Below are 17,816 nucleotides of genomic sequence, written 5' to 3' on the forward strand. Positions count from 1 at the left end.
AAGAGCCTGCAATTGTTTCGCGTTCATAAATCAACCTTATTTTGATAGTAAATTAAACATATCAAGATAAGGCAAATACACAATTTAATTTACAGGCTCTATTTTTTCTTTTTTATGTGTTAAGTTAATTTCTTATTATTAATTATCACCTCCTTTCCCACCTTTGCCTCCAGCAAAACTAACAGAAAAAATAGAAAGTGAAAGTATTTCAATTAATAAATCTGATATTAAATTTTTATTTTTCATAGGAAAATCTCATTATTTTAAATTAATTAATGTGGTATTATAAAATAAACCATTTTTTCACTACAAAAAATATTCTATATGCTCATTCTTTCAGAAATTTAATATAGTTATCATCTCCTTCATTTTAATTATCTCTACCTTTACCACCTTTACCACCTTTACCACCTTTACCACCTTTACCACCTTTACCACCTTTACCACCATGCCCCCCAATGATATCTCCATCTCCCCCTTTCCCTCCATTACCGGCTTTACTGCCAATACCTCCTGCATCTCCACCATTGCCACCATTCCCCCCACCGATACCTTTCCCTCCTTTTCCCCCTTTCCCTCCTTTTCCCCATAACCATCCATCAGCTCCATCAGCTCCATTAGTCTCAGTAGTTTCATTATCCTTATTAGCTTTATTATTCTTATTTATCTTGTTTCTTTTGTTTTTATTATCAATTTTATAATTTTCATTAACTAAAAGCAGTTCATTATTCTGAGATAATAATACTGTTGATGAACTGTGTGCATAAGAGATAGATATCATAAATATCATCGATACTAGTGGTAATATAGTTGGAATTTCTTTTTTTTTCATATACTAAGCCCTTTAAATTTATTTAAGGTAGATAATAAAAACTCAACCTTTTAATATGTTATAATGATATTCGTTTTTACATCATTCTTTTCTATCTCTACTAGATTAAATATTACATCGCAACTATGTTTATTTATACTTTTCTTATTTGTCAATTCATTTTTCGACAAATCGATATATTTGTAAAAATATATTGTGACTAAACACCTTTTCATAATAGCGAAACTCTCATGTTTTATATTTATTTCAATGTATTATGTAATTAGTGTTTTAGGGGGATTTTCATATACACGATAAGTGACTATGTATACTGTAGTTTGTGACTAAATCTTTTAATCCTCTTTGAAAGTTTTTTCACTCATGCCGATATCTCGGCCAGTTAGACCATCATCAAACCATGCGAGAAACACAGAATCAGCGAACCCTCGACTCATAGGGGCTTGTTCATACTCATGTAGTATCGCTTGAAATACTCTTTGGCCTGTTCTAGTTAGTTCATAAGTTGCAGCTATCCCAGCCGCAAATACTTTTACGAATTCATCAGAATCCTTTTCCTCTATTTGGTGTACCACGCTAGTTGCTGTGAGTTCTCCGGTATCAACATCCACTAAGGTTTTTCTTGATGACGCTGAACGGACTCGCTTTTTTTCACTGGCACTTCTGCATCATCTACTAGCGGATTTGTATCTGGAGAATCAACAAGGCGCTTGAGATTTGTATTTATCTGAGACATTTTTACCCCTATTTTTCTCCTCATCTTAGACACATAGTGTCACGTCAAAAGATAAAAAAAGAACTTTTTGTCTCAAGCGTTCCATTTTTTGTCTCAACGCCCCAATGAACCCAGCACTACGCTGGGTTCTATTTTTGATTATTTTCTTTCATAGCGCGAAGGCCATATTTCTTCTGGCGTGCGCTCCAATGCTGTCGCGATAAGACGTTCGCCTTTCGGCCAATGTCGTTGTAGGGCATTGGCAAGGGTTGATGATGCAAGCCCTGCCTCTCGTGATACTTCTGATAATGTTGTCCCGCGTTTTTTCAATTCAGCAATGATATCAGCGGAATGCCAGTCTTTTTTTTCCATCCTTAAGATCTCCAATTAGCTATCGTTTTTTCAATTAAAAAGTAAGTTATTAAACAGTAGACTATAAGTCACACATCATAGCATAACTCAAATTGAATAGTGACTCATAGTCCGTGGTCGGATAAGTAACACGAATCGATACTTATCGGATGAAAACATCGAACAACATTAGATCCCTTTTTGGGCAAAGAATCAGATATCTCAGGAAAGAAGCAGGGATGTCGCAGGAGGCTTTTGCCGATAAATGTGGATTGGATCGAACTTATGTCAGCGGCATTGAACGCGGCGTCAGAAATCCTACCTTAGAAATTATTTATGTGATTGCCAATGGATTACAAATTGAACTGACTGATCTGTTTGATTTTAAAACAATGTTTCCACCTCATTAGGGCTAATTATCAATATCACTTCTCTGCAATAAAAAACGTCACTCTTTCTTCTCCTTCATCATTCAATTTATTGACTACGACCTGAATGATGAAGGCGGTTCTCAATTTCACTCGTGATCGTTTGTTTGTCACTTATTATTCTTTTTTTGAATATGATATGTGTTTTTGACATAGTATGCAGAGAACGTTTGGTAACATGTGATGAATGAATTTTAATTAAATTCCAATTGGAAACGAGATAATGTTATTGCTCCCTGAACTTGCCATTGGAGCGGCTGTTGGTTTGGTTATCAGCACTACTGGCGTTGGCGGTGGAGTGATAATCCTGCCGATCCTGATTTATTTTTTTGGATTGGATGCGCTGGCTGCTGTAGCGACGGCAAATCTTCTTTCAATGCTGATGAAAATATCATCTTCTTATATACATTTTCGCATGGGGAATATTCCCCTTCGCCGATCTTTGATAATTCTGTTGATCATGATACCCAGCACAGTGTTGGCTAGTTATGGTGTAACGTTGTTGAATCATTTTAGCCACCATCAGGAGCAGATCGAATGGGGAATTAATTTGTTGGTGGTATTGGCTATCTTATTCTCTTTGTATCTTTTTTACCGCCGAATACGCCAACCACAGTTACAAATGAATTGCACACATCCAACTTCGGGAATGGTTAAGCCTCTTTTGTTGCCCGGCACAGGTGCTGGATTGGTACTGGGAGCAACAGGAGTTGGTGGTGGAGTTGTCGTGCTGCCATTGTTGCTGCGTTACGGGCGGATGAATATAAAACAAGCGATTGGTGTCTCCCTTTTCGTCACAATGATATTATCTGGTTCATCTGCTTTTGCTTTCGCATGTGGCGGTCATACAAACTGGAAACTGGCCCTGGTGTTATTTGTTGGTTCCCTGTTGTCTATCCCTTTTGTTAACTATCTGATGAAACATATGCCTGACAAGGTATTTCAATATGCCACCCTGTTTTTGATCTTATGCAGTGCTGTGCTGATGGGGATAAGACTTGTTGAATAGAATTTCCTTTAACCACTGAATCAAGGGGCTACCTCAATGGTCAAAGGATATAATCGCATGATTATTAAGCGGACTCTTCCGAACAGACTTATGGCTTTTAAGTTCAATAGGTTGTTTCGCCAATGTTTTTCAACGCATTGATCACTAATTGCCAAAATTTAGCTTGATCCAATTTGACGGCAACTTGTGTGTGACAATCTTCAGGCGGTGGAAAACGGAAATCTGCGACTGTCATGCCTGCTGTTAAGGCTCCGGTTAGCTCAATATTAACGGGGACTTTTTGGGTCGTCATGACAGTAGGGTCGATCACATAGGCCACTGCACAAGGATCGTGTACCGGAGGATAGCCGAATCCTTGGTTCTCACGATACCTGTCCCCATAAAATTGGAGTGCATCCAAAACGAATTGAGCAGAATGCGTTTTAATCTGGGCAATCTTCTCAATAACTTCAGGCGTCGCTTGAGCCTGATGAGTGAGATCTAAACCCACCATTGTCAGAGGCCATTTTTCATTAAAAACAATGTGTGCCGCTTCCGGATCGATCAAAATATTAAATTCAGCAACAGCGCTTCTGTTACCTTTATGGTAGCCACCTCCCATCAATACCACTTCCTTTACACGTTCGACAATCTGCGGGGCTTTGCGTGCAGCCATGGCGATATTCGTCAGACCGGCAGTGGGAACCAGAGTGACGCTTTTAGGCGGATTTTCCATAATCACATCAATGATTAAATCTACTGCATGACGGGAATCCAACTTCATTGCTGGTTCAGGCAGAATAGGGCCATCCAGACCAGTCTCGCCATGAATATCCGGTGCTGTTTTGATCTCCCGAACAAGTGGTCGGTGGCATCCTGCTGCGAAAGGAATATTGCGAATATTGGCAATTCGGGCAACGCACAGCGCATTATGGGTTACTTTATTCAGAGTCTGGTTGCCAACCACGGTCGTTACAGCCAATAGTTCAATGTTTGGATTTCCGTGAGCAAGTAAGAGAGCAATGGCGTCATCATGCCCGGGATCGCAATCAAGGATAATTTTCTTGGGTAGCATACTTGTTCCTTTTAGTGATTATGCCTTTCATCTTTCAGGCGGCTGTTTTGGTTACAACCCGAAACTTATTAGGTAAACATGCAAATATCCTTTTTAGAATAATTCAGTATTAAAAAAATTCCCCTTCCATCTATCACAAAATGAAAACATAAAATCCCTCATTTTTTAATGAATATTTTAATAATTGTGATTTGATTAACATGCAAACAACAAACAATTTGAGCATTTTAAGTACATGTGATTCATATACACCTTGAGATGAAATGCACAGACAGCGATTTGACACGAGAATATTAACTTATTAATGTTTTTGCTGGTGCCTTTGTTAATTTTTTGTGAATACACCGAAATAATCAATGTTCAATAAATATGATAAATCTCCCTGAAAAAACAGCATAGCAATGTAACTGAATGTATATCATCAGGGGATAGATGCACATGGGGTATAGCATGAATAATAAACTTGATTCATTAACATACTATGCGGCAACTAAGAAATATGATCTCCGTTTTCCAATGCTGACAGAAGATTTGGATGTTGATGTCGTTATCATTGGGGGGGGATTCTCTGGTATCAATACGGCATTAGAACTCGCTGAAAAAGGGATCACCAATATTGCTATTTTGGAAGGCCGGACTCTGGGATTTGGGGGGACTGGTCGTAATGGCGGGCAAGTGATGACAGGGATCGGTCATGACTTGGATAAGATCAAACGCCATGTTGGTGAGAAAGGCCTGGAAACAATATTCAAAATCAGCAGCCTGGGAGCCGGTATTATTCGTGACCGGATTGCCAAATATGATATTCAGGCGGATTTTTGTCGGGGTTATGCTTATCTTGGCTGGAATTCACGGCATGATAAGACGTTGCGGGACTGGCTGGAAGGCTTCCGTGCTGCTTCCCCTGATGAAGAAATCGAGCTTTATACAGGGCCTGATGTCAAAAAAGTCATTGGATCAGAGCGCTATACCAGTGCATTGAAACATATGGGTGGCGGTCATGTTCATTCACTCAATCTGCTTTTAGGCGAAGCTAAGGCTGTCTCCGAATACGGTGTTAAGATTTTTGAAAATAGTCAGGTCTTGAATGTCGAATATGGCCCGCGGGTCACGGTGCGCACAGCAACCGGCTCAGTTCGTGCCAGCAAGATGCTATGGGCATGTAATGGCTTCTTGGATGAGGAGCTCGAACCCACTATCTACAGAAAAACTATCAATACGTATGCCTTCCAATTGATGACAGAAGAACTGTCTGAAGATTTGATTGAACGAATAAGCCCGATTCGCGGTGCATACAGCGATATCAGCCCCGTCATTGATTATTACCGTGTCACTAAAGAAAACCGCTTGCTATACGGCAGTGCGACACAATTTTTTGAATATATGCCTTCCGATTTAAAAGCATGGAACCGCCATATCATGCTGAAAACCTTCCCTTACCTGAAAGACGTGAAAATAGAATTGGCGTGGGGCGGGCCATTATGTTGCAGTGTTAATTTGTTCCCGCAAATTGGTTCCCTGCCTAAGCATAAAAATGTGTTCTATGTTCAGGGATACTCAGGCTTTGGTGTAACCCCAAGCCATATTATTTGCAAAATTCTTGCTGAAGGAATGAGCGAAGGCTCCGATCGTTATTCACTACTGAGCTCTATTCCACATCTCGATGTTATTGGGAAAGACAGCCTTAGGAATGTATTGCTCTCTGGCGGCAAAATTTGGCATCAAACTTCGGGTTATTGGAAAGGACGTCGTTAGTCGGATCTCTGTTTAGCATTTTTCCTACGATTTTTTTGAACGGTAACTGTTAAAAGGTAAAGTCATGATCAAGCCATTATTATTAGATAAAGCCCTTCCTGAATTAATGCCCATTGGCAGTGTCACTAATCTTGGTTCTGTTGTGGTAGAGGGAGATCCGCAGGCGAGTGCAGCCATGATCCACGGAGCACCATCGGATAATCTGACTTGCGGTATTTTTGCCTGTACCAAGGGCAAATTTAAAATGGTCTACCCCTTTGATGAGATGGCAACAGTGCATGAAGGCTCAATAAAACTGACGGATGTCAAAACTGGGGTTACGGTTGAATATCATGAAGGTGACTCGTGGTTTGCGGCAAAAGGGACTGAAGTATTGTGGGAAATCACCAGCGAACGTTTCGTTAAACATTACATGGCTTGCATAAACGGACAAGTGTCTGGCTAGACTGAGGAAGAGATGATGAGTGAAATTAATTTGCTGGAGTCTGTTACCGCTTTTCTGCGACGTTCTCACGGCCATTATATTAATGGAGTCTCTATTCTTGGTCAGGAAAATGAAACTTTCTCTGTCGTTAACCCAGCGACGGGTGAAACGATAGCTATGGTCAATCAAGGAGGAGAAAACGAAGTTAATCAGGCAATGCAGGCGGCATCAACCGCCTTTCATGGTGTATGGGCAGAAACTTCACCCATGGAACGGGGGAATTGCCTGAATCGGCTGGCTGATTTATTGCTGAAAAATAGTGAACAACTGGCACAATTGGAAAGCTTATGTTCAGGCAAACCCATCCAGTTATCCCGCATGCTGGATGTGGGGGCATCTGCCGATTATTTGCGCTATTTTGCCGGATGGTCAAGCAAAATCAGCGGAGAAACACTGGATGTTTCATTGCCCTCATTTAAAGGAGAGAAATATACCGCGTTTACCCGCCGTGAACCGATAGGCGTAGTGGTTGGTATTATTCCGTGGAATTTCTCCATCATGATTGCTATCTGGAAATTAGGGGCAGCGTTGACCAGTGGTTGTACTGTGGTGCTGAAACCCAGTGAATATACCCCCTTGACCATGCTGCGTGTCGCTGAGCTGGCGAAAGAAGCCGGAATCCCTGATGGTGTGATTAACATCGTCAATGGGTCTGGTGCGGGTGTTGGGACGCACCTGCTAACTCATCCTCTGTGTGCCAAGGTCACTTTTACAGGTTCAGTGCCTACAGGAAAGCTCATTGGCAAATCTGTCATGGAACATGGGCTGTTCCGTGCAACGCTGGAGTTAGGCGGTAAAAATGCTGCTGCTTTCCTGTCGGATATGCCTGTTGAGAAGATTGTTGACGGGGTATTGGAAGCGGGTTATATGAATCAGGGGCAAATCTGTGCGGCGGCGGAACGTTTCTATATTCCTTCTGTTCATATGGATGCGGTTTTGAAATTACTTTCTGAGCGCTTGTCTGCGATGAAAATTGGCTCTCCCCTTGATGAAACGACGGAAATGGGACCTTTGGCAAATAAAGAGCATTATGAAAAAATTCTGTCTTTGTTTGAGAAAGCGCGTCAGGAGGGGAGTGAAATCGTATATGGCGGCCATGCTCTGGAAAGGAAGGGTTTCTTTGTCATGCCAACCGTGATTCGTGCCAAAAGTGCTGACGATACATTGATGAAAGAAGAAACATTCGGGCCAATTGGTACTTTCCTCAGTTATGACGATGAGGAAGAGCTGATTGCCATGATGAATGCAACGCCATTCGGTTTATCCGCCAGTTTATGGACTAACGATTTGGGCAAAGCGATGCGTATGACATCTCGCATTGAAGCGGGAATACTATGGATCAACATGCATACGTTCCTCGATCCTGCTGTTCCATTTGGTGGCGTGAAATCCTCTGGGATGGGGCGTGAATTTGGCAGTGCATTCATTGAACATTATACGGAATTGAAGTCGGTCATCATGCGCTATTAATTTATATTGATAGAGCGCCATCCGGCCTTTGGCTGTTGTGGCGCTTTTTATCTTTCAGAAAACCCTCCTGTCATCAGAATGTCGTCATAGATTCAAATAACTGTCATATGACATATCTATTATCCGGGCAACTCAACATGATGATTTTTCATCTTTTACCCAATGGATTTTAAGGTACAGCCAGCAAGGCTACACTTGAAAGACGGCGGGTATATTTATCTGACTGCAAGGAAAAACCTATGTCGCGTAATTATGAAAAAAAGCTGCTTGCTGTTGCCATTACTGTATTGATGTCAGGGGCTGATATGCCTGCATGGGCAGCCAGCGATTCAAATCACATTATGGCGCAACAGCGCGCAGCGCAAGGTAATATGGCTGAATTTGGAGGTGCACGCCGTTTGACTCAAGATCAAACAGAGGCACTTAAGGCCGCCCTGAGTAACAACAAAGCGAAGAATGTGATTTTGTTTATCGGCGATGGCATGGGGGACTCTGAAATCACCCTTGCGCGTAATTATGCAGAAGGCGCTGGTGGATTCTTTAAAGGGATCGACGCCTTGCCATTTACCGGACAATATACTCACTACTCGCTGGATAAGAAAACGCAAAAGCCGAACTATGTAACGGATTCAGCAGCGTCTGCTACCGCCTGGACAACAGGAGTGAAAACCTATAACGGGGCATTAGGCATTGATGTTTTTGGTAACGCTCACTCATCTCTTTTGGAGTTGGCTAAAAAGAACGGTAAGGCAACGGGAAATGTGACGACGTCTGAAATTCAGGATGCGACTCCAGCGGCTTTGTACGCACATATCACAAACCGTAAATGCTATGGCCCAGAAGAAACATCAAAAAAATGTCCCACTGATGCGTTAGAAAATGGTGGTAAAGGCTCCATAACTGAGCAATTACTGGCAGCACGCGCTGATGTAACTTTGGGGGGTGGTGCGAAATCATTTACCCAACAATCAGTATCCGGCATCAATAAAGGAAAAACATTAAAACAACAGGCATTGAGTCAGGGATATCAATGGGTAACCGATGAGCCGTCGTTAACTGCCGTCAAAGAAGCCAATCAACAAAAACCCTTGCTAGGTTTGTTCCATGATGGAAATATGGATGTCGCCTGGGAAGGGCCAAAGGCGATTTATCACGGTAATATCAATGAAAAGCCTGTGAAGTGCGACGTAAATTCTAAATTAGATTCTAACGCCCCGACTCTGGAACAAATGACAGAAAAAGCGATTGATTTACTGAAAAAAAACAAAAATGGCTTTTTCCTGCAAGTCGAAAGCGCTTCGATTGATAAACAGGATCATAATGCCAATCCTTGTGCGCAAATTGGTGAAACTGTCGCTTTAGATAAAGCGATACAAGTGGGGCTTAAATTTGCGAAAGAACAGGGTGATACGTTAGTGATTGTGACTGCTGATCATGCGCATTCCAGCCAGATCATTGAGCCTGATACAAAATCGCCGGGTTTGACGCGTTCATTGATTACTAAAGACGGGGCTGTCATGACAGTAAACTACGGGAATTCGGAAGGAGATAGCCAGGGACATACAGGAGCACAGTTACGGGTTGCTGCTTATGGCCCACATTCTGCCAATGTTGTTGGATTAACCGATCAGACGGATCTGTATTTTACCCTACGTAATGCGATGGATTTGAAATAATTGTTATTACCGTTATGTGTAGTTTATTTGGTAGTTTTCGTTATCTGGAATATTGTTGAAACAAGTTAATGTTTGATAAGAGATTTGAACAATAAGGGCAGGGACATAAAACAGAAAAGTAGAGGGAGATAAAGGGAAGGAAAATGAAACAGTGGTGCGAAGGGGGGGACTTGAACCCCCACGTCCGTAAGGACACTAACACCTGAAGCTAGCGCGTCTACCAATTCCGCCACCCTCGCAGGTACTGCCATTTATCCCATTTGTTTAACCGATAGTCATCTGATTTGGTGCGAAGGGGGGGACTTGAACCCCCACGTCCGTAAGAACACTAACACCTGAAGCTAGCGCGTCTACCAATTCCGCCACCCTCGCATATTCAGACACTATTACTTAAACGAATAGCATGGAGGCGCATTCTAGAGATTTTATGGCTGGCGTCAATCATTATTTAGTGGAAAAAAGAGTGATTGGTGTAAAAAACAGCATATTACAGCATGTTGATGTTTTGGTGAAATTGCCTGCTCGTTAAGTTGGAGCAGGCAAAACGGGGAGCGTGTTTAAAGCCTAAGTTACTTCTTAGTTGCTTGATACACTTTGAATTTGCCTGTTTGTGCAAGAACTTCATGTTTGCCAAAGGCACTGTCTAACAGAGCAGGATAAGGTAAGAAAGCGTTTGCAACGATCCGCAACTTACCACCCGATTTCAGATAGTTTGGTGCCATACGGATCATATCGTCAGCCGCTGCCAAATTAGTTTTTAAGCCATCATGGAATGGTGGATTGGAAATGATCCAGTCGAATTTTTCTTCAATGGCAGAATATACATTGCTGGTGACGACATTGCCTTCCAGCTTATTGACTTTCAGCGTTGCTTTACTGGATGTGATTGCGGCAGCACTGACATCACTCAATGTCAAAGCCAAATCAGGGTTTTTCTTACCCAATACGGTTGCCAGTACTCCTGAGCCACAGGCCATATCCAACAGACTACCGGAGATGGGAGCATCAAAAGTCGAAAGCAGCAGACGACTGCCTACATCCAGATCATCCTGGCTGAACACGCCGGGCAGTGTATTAACAATGACATCTCCCACTTGATAGCTGTTCCACCAGTTATTTTGATCAAACTGAACCTGATTTTTCAATTGGCCATAAAACAGACTGCAACGGCGGGCAGTATCAATTTTATGGAAAGTCGCTATACCTTCCATCAACTTATCAACGCTACGTACGCCACTGCGGTTTTCCCCCACAATGAAAATATCAGTGTTGGGAGACAGAACGGAAAACAGATTACGTAGCTGAAAACGTGCTTCATGCTTGCTTTTTGGCCAGTAATAAATCAACGTATCACACTCTTTGATAAATGTGCTGTCTGCCACAAGGCCAAAGTAAGCATTGTCACCGAGTTGACGAATCAGGGATTGCCAATGATGATACTGATTAGTATGCACCCGTACACTTGCAGCTTCGATTTCCGTTGCAAGACTGTCCTGAAGATCACCGGCAAAAAGCAGATGATGGGAGCGGAATTGCTCATGATGGCGCAGGATAACTTCGCTGGCCGGGGTTAATGCTGACATCTATGAATAGCTCCTTATAAATCTTTTATCCAAGTATAAATACCAGTGGGCAGGATTGGAATGCCGAGTTGGTTGGCGTAGAGATAAGCCCTCTGATAATATATTACCCGTTATTTTTTTATGGCAGATGGAATAAAACACGATGACGAAGCGTGACAGATTACTTTCCCAGTTGGGGATCACTCAATGGGTTTTGCGTAGCCCGATGGCCTTGCAAGGTGAATTATCTGTCCTCATCCCTGATTCAACCCGTCTATTGATCATTACCCATGATCATATTGACTTAAGTCATTCATTATTTGCTGATATTTTTACAGCCATGGGGATTGATGCCTCATCGGTATATTGCATCACGACAAAAGATGTTGAGCTACTTTCGGAATCAATCCACTGCCCATACTGGCTGTTGGGGGTTGATATTACCCTATCAATACAAGGGATTTCTTTGAGAAGCCCGGCATTAAATGACTTATCTCTTGATGGGAATGCAAAACGCGCTCTTTGGCAACAAATTTACCATTATGAAGAATATTTCTCTATTAACTCCCGTTGATCTTTCCACAGCATTTCAAATAGAACAGGCCAGCCACGCATTTCCTTGGAGTGAAAAAACGTTTTACTCCAATCAGGGAGAGCGTTATCTCAACTATAAAATAACGTTGAATGACCAGATTATCGGTTTTGCGATAACGCAATATGTGATGGATGAAGCCACGCTATTTAATATCGCCATTGATCCTGAATATCAATCAAGGGGATATGGCAGGGCATTGTTGAACCATCTCATTGATAGCTTGCCTGAAAAGCAGATAAACACCCTATGGCTTGAGGTGCGGCGTTCCAATCAATCCGCTATCCGGTTATATGAAGATCTGGGTTTCAATGAGGTTTCCATCCGTAAGAATTATTACCCGACTGCGACGGGAAAGGAAGATGCCATTATTATGGCGTTGCCATTGTTTGGTGGAGCTTTATGAACAGCGATAAAAGCTTATCTATGCCTGGATGAAGGTCTGACTGATAACTATTTCATAGCTTTCACACTCTTGATCTATACTATCGCCCCTTTTGTAACATATAAAAACACCATGGAACGCTTTCTCGAAAACACTATGTATGCCTCGCGCTGGCTGCTTGCACCGGTCTATTTCGGTTTATCATTAGCGCTATTTGCTCTTGCGATTAAATTCTTTCTGGAAATCATGCACATCCTGCCGAATATATTTTCGGTTGCAGAGTCAGACTTGATCCTGACACTGCTTTCTCTGATTGATATGGCCTTGGTGGGTGGGTTATTGGTGATGGTGATGTTTTCAGGTTATGAAAATTTTGTCTCAAGTCTGGATATTCACGAAAGTAAAGAGAAGCTGAGCTGGTTAGGGAAAATGGACGCAACCTCACTCAAAAATAAAGTTGCAGCCTCAATTGTCGCTATTTCCTCCATTCACCTGCTGCGCATCTTTATGGATGCCAAAAATGTGCCGGACAATAAACTAATGTGGTATGTCATTATCCACCTTACCTTCGTTTTATCCGCCTTTATGATGGGATATCTTGATAAACTCACACGCCACAACCACTAAGCAGCCCATCGAGCCAATCATCCTCCCCCTGATGCCAGTTGAATTCAACCGGCTGGCATTACGGGACTCGCCGTTTTGGTAATTCGCTGTGCAGGGTTTCTTTCATAAGCATCTCAATGCACCTGTCTACAACCATTTCAACCACTTCACTTCTGGTCGTCTCAAGCCGATTCGCCAGACCATCAATTTTTCTGATAACGGACATTCTCAAAGAAAGAGAAATAGGCTTTTTTTTCTCTTTATCAAGGAAAACATGACTGGTGGATTCTTCGGCTTTCAGGCTGAGATGCTGAGCAAGCAGCTCTTCGATCCTTTTCACGTCTTTCTTGGTCAATACTCCACTATCAACTAATTGATAGGTATTCCCCATTTTGCTAAAACGAATATCAGCACAGTAAAGATCCCTCAATTCCCGCAAAGCACGTGTTAGCGTCGGCTCAGAACAACTGAGCTCGTTAATGATCCTAACCTTACTAACCGGTTTGCCATGTGAAAGTAATAAAGTTAACTTGAAATTTCTAAATTGTTTGGGACTGAGCAGCATCTTTTTAATTACCAAGTCAGGGATAACAAAACCCCCTACTGTTAACCACGGGAATAAATTCCAGCATAGCTTCTATCATAGTTAAATCAATAATAAAACAGATTAAAAACCTTAATCCTCTTTTCTCCGGTTTCAGTCTTTATGCTGTCTCAGGCTCGATACCGTAATATTCAGCCCGCTCAAGAATATTGACCGCCCACCGTTGATGAGTAGCAGGTTCACACATCACCCCCTGAGATTTAAAGACAGCTTGGTTTGAGGTGAGAATATTCAAGGCATCGGTATAATCGTGGGAACTGACCCTCATCGCCCGCTGAATACATTCAATCTGTTTTGGGTGTATGGCTGTTTTTCCCACTAAACCGTGGGCAATATCCAATGCCAACTCTTTCTCAAGGAGCTCCAAATCATCAATGTGCTCACAAACCGGGGCGGTCAGGGCAAACTTCCGCGCCGCAAAAACGGCAACAAGCATTTTAATGACATATCCCATTGGCCCATCATACAGTGTGAAATCACGGGAGCGTCGTAAGGACATCACATTCATCAGATCGTTGCCGCCAATACGCAGGGCAATGATGCGTTCTTTGCAAGGATGATTTTTAAGAGTGTCAGCAAGCTGATTCATTTTCTGGATATCAAAGACTTCTTCAGTCTCCAGTGTCGGCATAATGCAAAGATGCGTTGAACGAATAATATCCCACCAATCGGGCAACGAAGCGTGGGTAAATTTGGGCAAAACCAGCCCATCAATGATATTGAGGTTAATGCTGGCGATCAGGTGTTTCGCCATTGTCTTGTCGCGCGGCCGGATAAAAATCAAAGGGCGATGTTGTTTCTTGCCGGAAAAAAAGGCACAGGAAGAAGCCATATCAGATCCTGCCAATGTTTGCAGAACACGGCTGAGGTTTTCAATAGCTGCCGGGATATCCTGCTCACTGACGGCATCTTCCAAACAAATCACCAGAGAGCGCAACCCAGTGATTTTATTTTGTAACACAATTTCTGCAATATTCTGACGAGTGGCAGGCATATACAGCGTTGCGCCAAGTTGGTATGGAGAAGGGATCAATTTCATTACGCAACCTTTTTAATAATAGTAACGGCGCGATACTGACCTATCAGATCACCAACTTCCGTAATAACAACATTTTTCTGGCGTGCCAGATGAACCAATAACGCAACATCAGGATCATTCCGGGAACGTACAAGTACATGTTCTGGTACGCGCCGCAATACTGCGCGGGTTGCTTCAGCAATGCCGGGTTTGATGCGGTTGATGCTGTCAATCTGGTATTTTTCAGCAAGATCAGCAATCACCGCTTTGCTCAATTGCAATAAAGGCATTTTTTCCTGCGGAAACCAAACAGCCTCTGGTATCGCATCTAAATCCAATTGATCACGGTAATCAGCCACAGTGTCCACCAGCAAGCGACTGCAATCAAACTCTGTCAGGTGATCACACTGCACACAGCCGTGCACTCCCCCTTCACGCCAAATAGAACGTGATATCAGCCCCGATACTGGTGCTCCCATAATGCCGAAAGGTATCAACCAATCATCGTCACTTGCCGCCAACCACGAACAACCACAGGGATCAGCCAGTACCACCAAGCGAGGCATTCCCGAATAACCAACCCGCCCTGCCAGTGATCGCGTCAGTTCTGCGGTAATCGCCCCTTTGCCCGTCCAGCCATCGACAAACACCAAACCATCCGTGCCATGTTGCTGTTCAATATACGATAGTGCCGTACTGTCAATGCCACGATCCCGAATGATACTGATACCATAATGATAAGAACGCTTACCCATTTTCCTGAGTGCCTGATGCAGCATTACCCCCAAAGGGACACCAGCCCTGACCAGACTGACCAACACAATCGGCGTATCCCCAAAGCGCGATACCAGTGCCTTAGCAAGCATCACCACTTCTGTTGCCAGCCGAACGGCACCCTGTTCAAGTGCCTTATCAAACAGCTCAAGGTGATAAGGGGTTGGCTCCGGTTCCTGACTCAACATATCCGAATAATGGCGGGCACCCGATTGAATCAACTGTTCCTTAACATCGACAGGTGTCATCTCCATTTGGATTGGTTTTAGCAAAAATTGAACATCATCAGAGGCATAACTTCCAGAAAAAGGAGGAAAGTTATTCATTTATTTACAGCTCCAAATAAAGCAGTCATTAATGTATCGGCAAATTGGCTTTGCCGGGGCATACCAAACCAATCGCACATGTGCATGAAACGGTAGTCGCTCAGACTATCTCCCAGGCCAATGACCGGAAAAACCCCTCTCTCAGCACGAAGCCTTTGCAAAAGGTGACGAGTTGCCAGCCCCTTGTCAACACACTTTGGCAGCAAAGTAAGGTTGTTATTGTTTTGGTGTATATAAAAGTGTTGGTGGAGATAAAAATGGTTTTCTTTAACCAGGGCTTCAGCCAGCAGATTAAGCTGATTTAACCTGCCATGATCCCGGTGTTTAATGATCAGGAAAACAGGTACATCACCATATTCATAATCAAGGCGCGCCCACGCATCCATATCATAAGACGCAATCAGGTGATGACTCAAATGCTCCAACGCCTGCAATTTCTCCCGATATGGCATTAACTCCCGCAACATATGTGACTGCCAATGCTCATCAACGACACCTTCTGGGGTGAGAAGCACTGCCCCATGAGAGGCAATGCACCAGGAATTAAAAGGGATCTGTACACGGCTGAGCTGTTCTGTATTTCTGGCTGTGACGGGAATACACTCTGCATGAGCCAATAGCCAATCAACCAGCATGGATTGCTCTTCCGTCATATAGCTGTGAGGAGAACTTTTTCGATCCAAAGCCCCCACGCGAAAAGTTGAGCTAGCCGACGCACTCTTTATCTTCCTGCGTGACTGAAATAGCGTGTCATCAAGATCGGTCAGCAAGACAGGCTTAGTCATAACCAACAATCTCTACAACCGGAGCAACATGGGCAAGCTGCGCCATCAGCACCTGATCAACCGACGTTCTCGGCGTTTCGAGGCAGAGCAAGATACGATCAAACTTCTGATGAGCGACATTGTAGAGAAAATTCGGGATGCCAAGCCCGTAATTATCAGTGAAAGCCATCACAGACTGAATAGCATGACCACAGGAAATAGGAGAGCGGGTTGTTGAACCAAACATGACCGATGCCCCCTCTTGCTCAAGCCGTTCAGCCAGCAGGAACGGCTGCCAGACAAATTCGCTGGAACCCAATACCAACACTTTCTCACCTGCCCTGACATGAATATCAGTACCAATTTCACATTGGCTTTCATCTAACCCCAGACGCCCCCAATTCTGGCGCCCGATAATACCGACTTCTCCCCGTGCGGTAACATTGACTTGAGGCATAACCGGAACCGGAGCGGCTATATCTGCATCCCATTGCCAATGCCCTTCAATCAGGGACACCGTAGAAACCGGTAATGGGCTGCGTTGTACAACTGCTTTCCCACTCCAGTCTGTCAATGTTACCGTGACAATATGTTCAATATGCTTAAGCCCTGCCTCACGCAACGCCGCCAATAAATTAAGAAAAGTGTTGCCAGTCGTTGCTTCATCATCAATCAAGACCAAAGTACGTGCAGCTATCACCCGTTGACGCAACCGGCTTTCTGCTGGCCAATAAATCAGATGATCCGTTGCATGACTGTGGTTTTCCTTAAACTCACACAACAAATCACCATCAACAGGATGGCGTGTTGAAGTCAGAAACACGGGGGCATCCACCTTGCTTTTTGTTTCCTGAAACACACCGGCAGCAAGCCCGACCGCTGTTTCCGCCATGCCAATATATAAAACCGGGCCAGGAAGATTGACAGGAAACCGTTCAGACAACTGTCGATAGACCGAACGCATCGTAGATGGACTGACAGGAATATGCCGCCCCAATACCTTACTGACAAACAAAAATGCTCTTTTGGGATTACGGCGTTCAGCGATATCAAACAGTGTTTCCAGAGATGCAAAATCATGAGTTGCCGTTACCGTCAACATCCCACTGTTCAACTTTTTTTGGTAAATCTGTTTTTGATAAACCTGTTCTTGATAAATACAGGTGTTACTTAATGCTGTCATGTAATGCCTTTTAAAAAAATTTCAGATCACTTGGGATGGCTGATAAATGCGGTAACTATTTATCTCATAAATCAAATTATCTTTTCGTAAATCAAATTTCGTTATTCTGACAGAAACAATTGTTAAATTGCCGACAGTCCACTTGGCTATGTGCAGCATCCTTTCTCAATTGGATGGAATATGCGTCGCAGTCTAGAGTTGATAATCACCACATGTCAATCATATTATGAT

General features: G+C 43.2%; 20 protein-coding genes and 2 tRNA genes. 9 read left to right on the forward strand and 13 right to left on the reverse strand.

Annotation, left to right across the window (positions count from 1 at the left end; all coding sequences use genetic code 11):
- Positions 1-370: 370 nt before the first annotated feature.
- From Xmir_RS15290 to Xmir_RS15300, 4 genes are all read right to left on the reverse strand, one after another.
- Positions 371-832: a hypothetical protein gene (locus tag Xmir_RS15290; RefSeq protein ID WP_099115055.1), complete on the reverse strand. Its 462-nt coding sequence runs from the start codon at positions 830-832 to the stop codon at positions 371-373.
- 332 nt (positions 833-1,164) lie between these two features.
- Positions 1,165-1,440: a hypothetical protein gene (locus tag Xmir_RS15295; RefSeq protein ID WP_099115056.1), complete on the reverse strand. Its 276-nt coding sequence runs from the start codon at positions 1,438-1,440 to the stop codon at positions 1,165-1,167.
- A complete protein-coding gene (locus Xmir_RS31150; protein WP_279627216.1) occupies positions 1,440-1,565 on the reverse strand; it encodes a hypothetical protein in 126 nt (41 codons plus the stop codon). Before Xmir_RS31150 ends, Xmir_RS15295 begins: the two co-directional genes overlap by 1 nt.
- 138 nt (positions 1,566-1,703) lie before the next feature.
- Entirely contained in the window at positions 1,704-1,916 is a 213-nt protein-coding gene (locus tag Xmir_RS15300) for a helix-turn-helix domain-containing protein (protein ID WP_047963844.1), read from the reverse strand.
- 149 nt (positions 1,917-2,065) lie between these two features.
- Here Xmir_RS15300 and Xmir_RS15305 point away from each other — a divergent pair, with 149 nt between their 5' ends.
- The gene (locus Xmir_RS15305; protein ID WP_099115057.1) at positions 2,066-2,305 is read left to right on the forward strand and encodes a helix-turn-helix domain-containing protein; all 240 of its coding nucleotides are present in this window, start codon (positions 2,066-2,068) and stop codon (positions 2,303-2,305) included.
- A gap of 241 nt (positions 2,306-2,546) precedes the next feature.
- Positions 2,547-3,332 carry a sulfite exporter TauE/SafE family protein gene (locus Xmir_RS15310; protein WP_099115058.1) on the forward strand — a complete coding sequence of 262 codons (786 nt, stop codon included), beginning with the start codon at positions 2,547-2,549 and terminating at the stop codon, positions 3,330-3,332.
- 103 nt (positions 3,333-3,435) lie between these two features.
- Here Xmir_RS15310 and uriH read toward each other — a convergent pair whose 3' ends face one another.
- Entirely contained in the window at positions 3,436-4,386 is a 951-nt protein-coding gene (gene uriH, locus Xmir_RS15315) for a uridine-preferring nucleoside hydrolase UriH (RefSeq protein WP_099115059.1), read from the reverse strand.
- A gap of 450 nt (positions 4,387-4,836) precedes the next feature.
- Here uriH and Xmir_RS15320 point away from each other — a divergent pair, with 450 nt between their 5' ends.
- The 4 genes from Xmir_RS15320 (at position 4,837) to phoA (ending at position 9,771) form a co-directional block, all read left to right on the forward strand.
- Positions 4,837-6,141 carry an NAD(P)/FAD-dependent oxidoreductase gene (locus tag Xmir_RS15320; RefSeq protein ID WP_099115060.1) on the forward strand — a complete coding sequence of 435 codons (1,305 nt, stop codon included), beginning with the start codon at positions 4,837-4,839 and terminating at the stop codon, positions 6,139-6,141.
- A gap of 64 nt (positions 6,142-6,205) precedes the next feature.
- Entirely contained in the window at positions 6,206-6,586 is a 381-nt protein-coding gene (locus Xmir_RS15325) for a cupin domain-containing protein (RefSeq protein ID WP_099115061.1), read from the forward strand.
- Between the two features lie 15 nt (positions 6,587-6,601).
- Positions 6,602-8,095, forward strand: coding sequence for an aldehyde dehydrogenase family protein (locus tag Xmir_RS15330; RefSeq protein WP_099115062.1), 1,494 nt, complete (start codon positions 6,602-6,604; stop codon positions 8,093-8,095).
- A gap of 239 nt (positions 8,096-8,334) precedes the next feature.
- Positions 8,335-9,771: an alkaline phosphatase gene (gene phoA / locus Xmir_RS15335; protein ID WP_099115063.1), complete on the forward strand. Its 1,437-nt coding sequence runs from the start codon at positions 8,335-8,337 to the stop codon at positions 9,769-9,771.
- Positions 9,772-9,923: 152 nt separating this feature from the next.
- Here phoA and Xmir_RS15340 read toward each other — a convergent pair.
- From Xmir_RS15340 to rsmC, 3 genes are all read right to left on the reverse strand, one after another.
- Positions 9,924-10,010: transfer RNA gene (locus Xmir_RS15340), tRNA-Leu, on the reverse strand.
- 46 nt (positions 10,011-10,056) lie between these two features.
- Positions 10,057-10,143, reverse strand: a tRNA-Leu gene (locus Xmir_RS15345).
- 197 nt (positions 10,144-10,340) lie between these two features.
- On the reverse strand, positions 10,341-11,354 hold the full coding sequence (gene rsmC / locus Xmir_RS15350; RefSeq protein WP_099115064.1) for a 16S rRNA (guanine(1207)-N(2))-methyltransferase RsmC: 1,014 nt from the start codon (positions 11,352-11,354) through the stop codon (positions 10,341-10,343).
- Between the two features lie 142 nt (positions 11,355-11,496).
- Here rsmC and Xmir_RS15355 point away from each other — a divergent pair, with 142 nt between their 5' ends.
- The 3 genes from Xmir_RS15355 to Xmir_RS15365 all read left to right on the forward strand — a co-directional run bounded on the left by Xmir_RS15355 (position 11,497) and on the right by Xmir_RS15365 (position 12,937).
- Entirely contained in the window at positions 11,497-11,907 is a 411-nt protein-coding gene (locus Xmir_RS15355; protein ID WP_099115065.1) for a DNA polymerase III subunit psi, read from the forward strand.
- Entirely contained in the window at positions 11,876-12,331 is a 456-nt protein-coding gene (rimI, locus tag Xmir_RS15360) for a ribosomal protein S18-alanine N-acetyltransferase (protein ID WP_099115066.1), read from the forward strand. The genes Xmir_RS15355 and rimI overlap by 32 nt, the downstream gene beginning before the upstream one ends.
- A 111-nt stretch (positions 12,332-12,442) precedes the next feature.
- Positions 12,443-12,937, forward strand: a complete 495-nt coding sequence (locus Xmir_RS15365; protein ID WP_099115067.1) for a TIGR00645 family protein — start codon at positions 12,443-12,445, stop codon at positions 12,935-12,937.
- 58 nt (positions 12,938-12,995) lie between these two features.
- On the opposite strand, the gene Xmir_RS15370 is transcribed toward Xmir_RS15365, so the two are convergent.
- From Xmir_RS15370 to Xmir_RS15390, 5 genes are all read right to left on the reverse strand, one after another.
- Complete coding sequence (locus tag Xmir_RS15370; RefSeq protein WP_099115068.1) at positions 12,996-13,481, reverse strand: tellurium resistance protein TerW; 486 nt, start codon at positions 13,479-13,481, stop codon at positions 12,996-12,998.
- A gap of 139 nt (positions 13,482-13,620) precedes the next feature.
- Positions 13,621-14,559, reverse strand: coding sequence for an HpcH/HpaI aldolase/citrate lyase family protein (locus tag Xmir_RS15375; RefSeq protein WP_099115069.1), 939 nt, complete (start codon positions 14,557-14,559; stop codon positions 13,621-13,623).
- A complete protein-coding gene (locus Xmir_RS15380) occupies positions 14,559-15,638 on the reverse strand; it encodes a cysteine protease StiP family protein (RefSeq protein WP_099115070.1) in 1,080 nt (359 codons plus the stop codon). Before Xmir_RS15380 ends, Xmir_RS15375 begins: the two co-directional genes overlap by 1 nt.
- Entirely contained in the window at positions 15,635-16,423 is a 789-nt protein-coding gene (locus tag Xmir_RS15385) for an HAD family hydrolase (protein WP_099115071.1), read from the reverse strand. Before Xmir_RS15385 ends, Xmir_RS15380 begins: the two co-directional genes overlap by 4 nt.
- Positions 16,416-17,585, reverse strand: coding sequence for a phosphoribosyltransferase domain-containing protein (locus tag Xmir_RS15390; RefSeq protein WP_099115072.1), 1,170 nt, complete (start codon positions 17,583-17,585; stop codon positions 16,416-16,418). The genes Xmir_RS15385 and Xmir_RS15390 overlap by 8 nt, the downstream gene beginning before the upstream one ends.
- Between the last annotated feature and the right edge of the window lie 231 nt (positions 17,586-17,816).

Source organism: Xenorhabdus miraniensis (assembly GCF_002632615.1).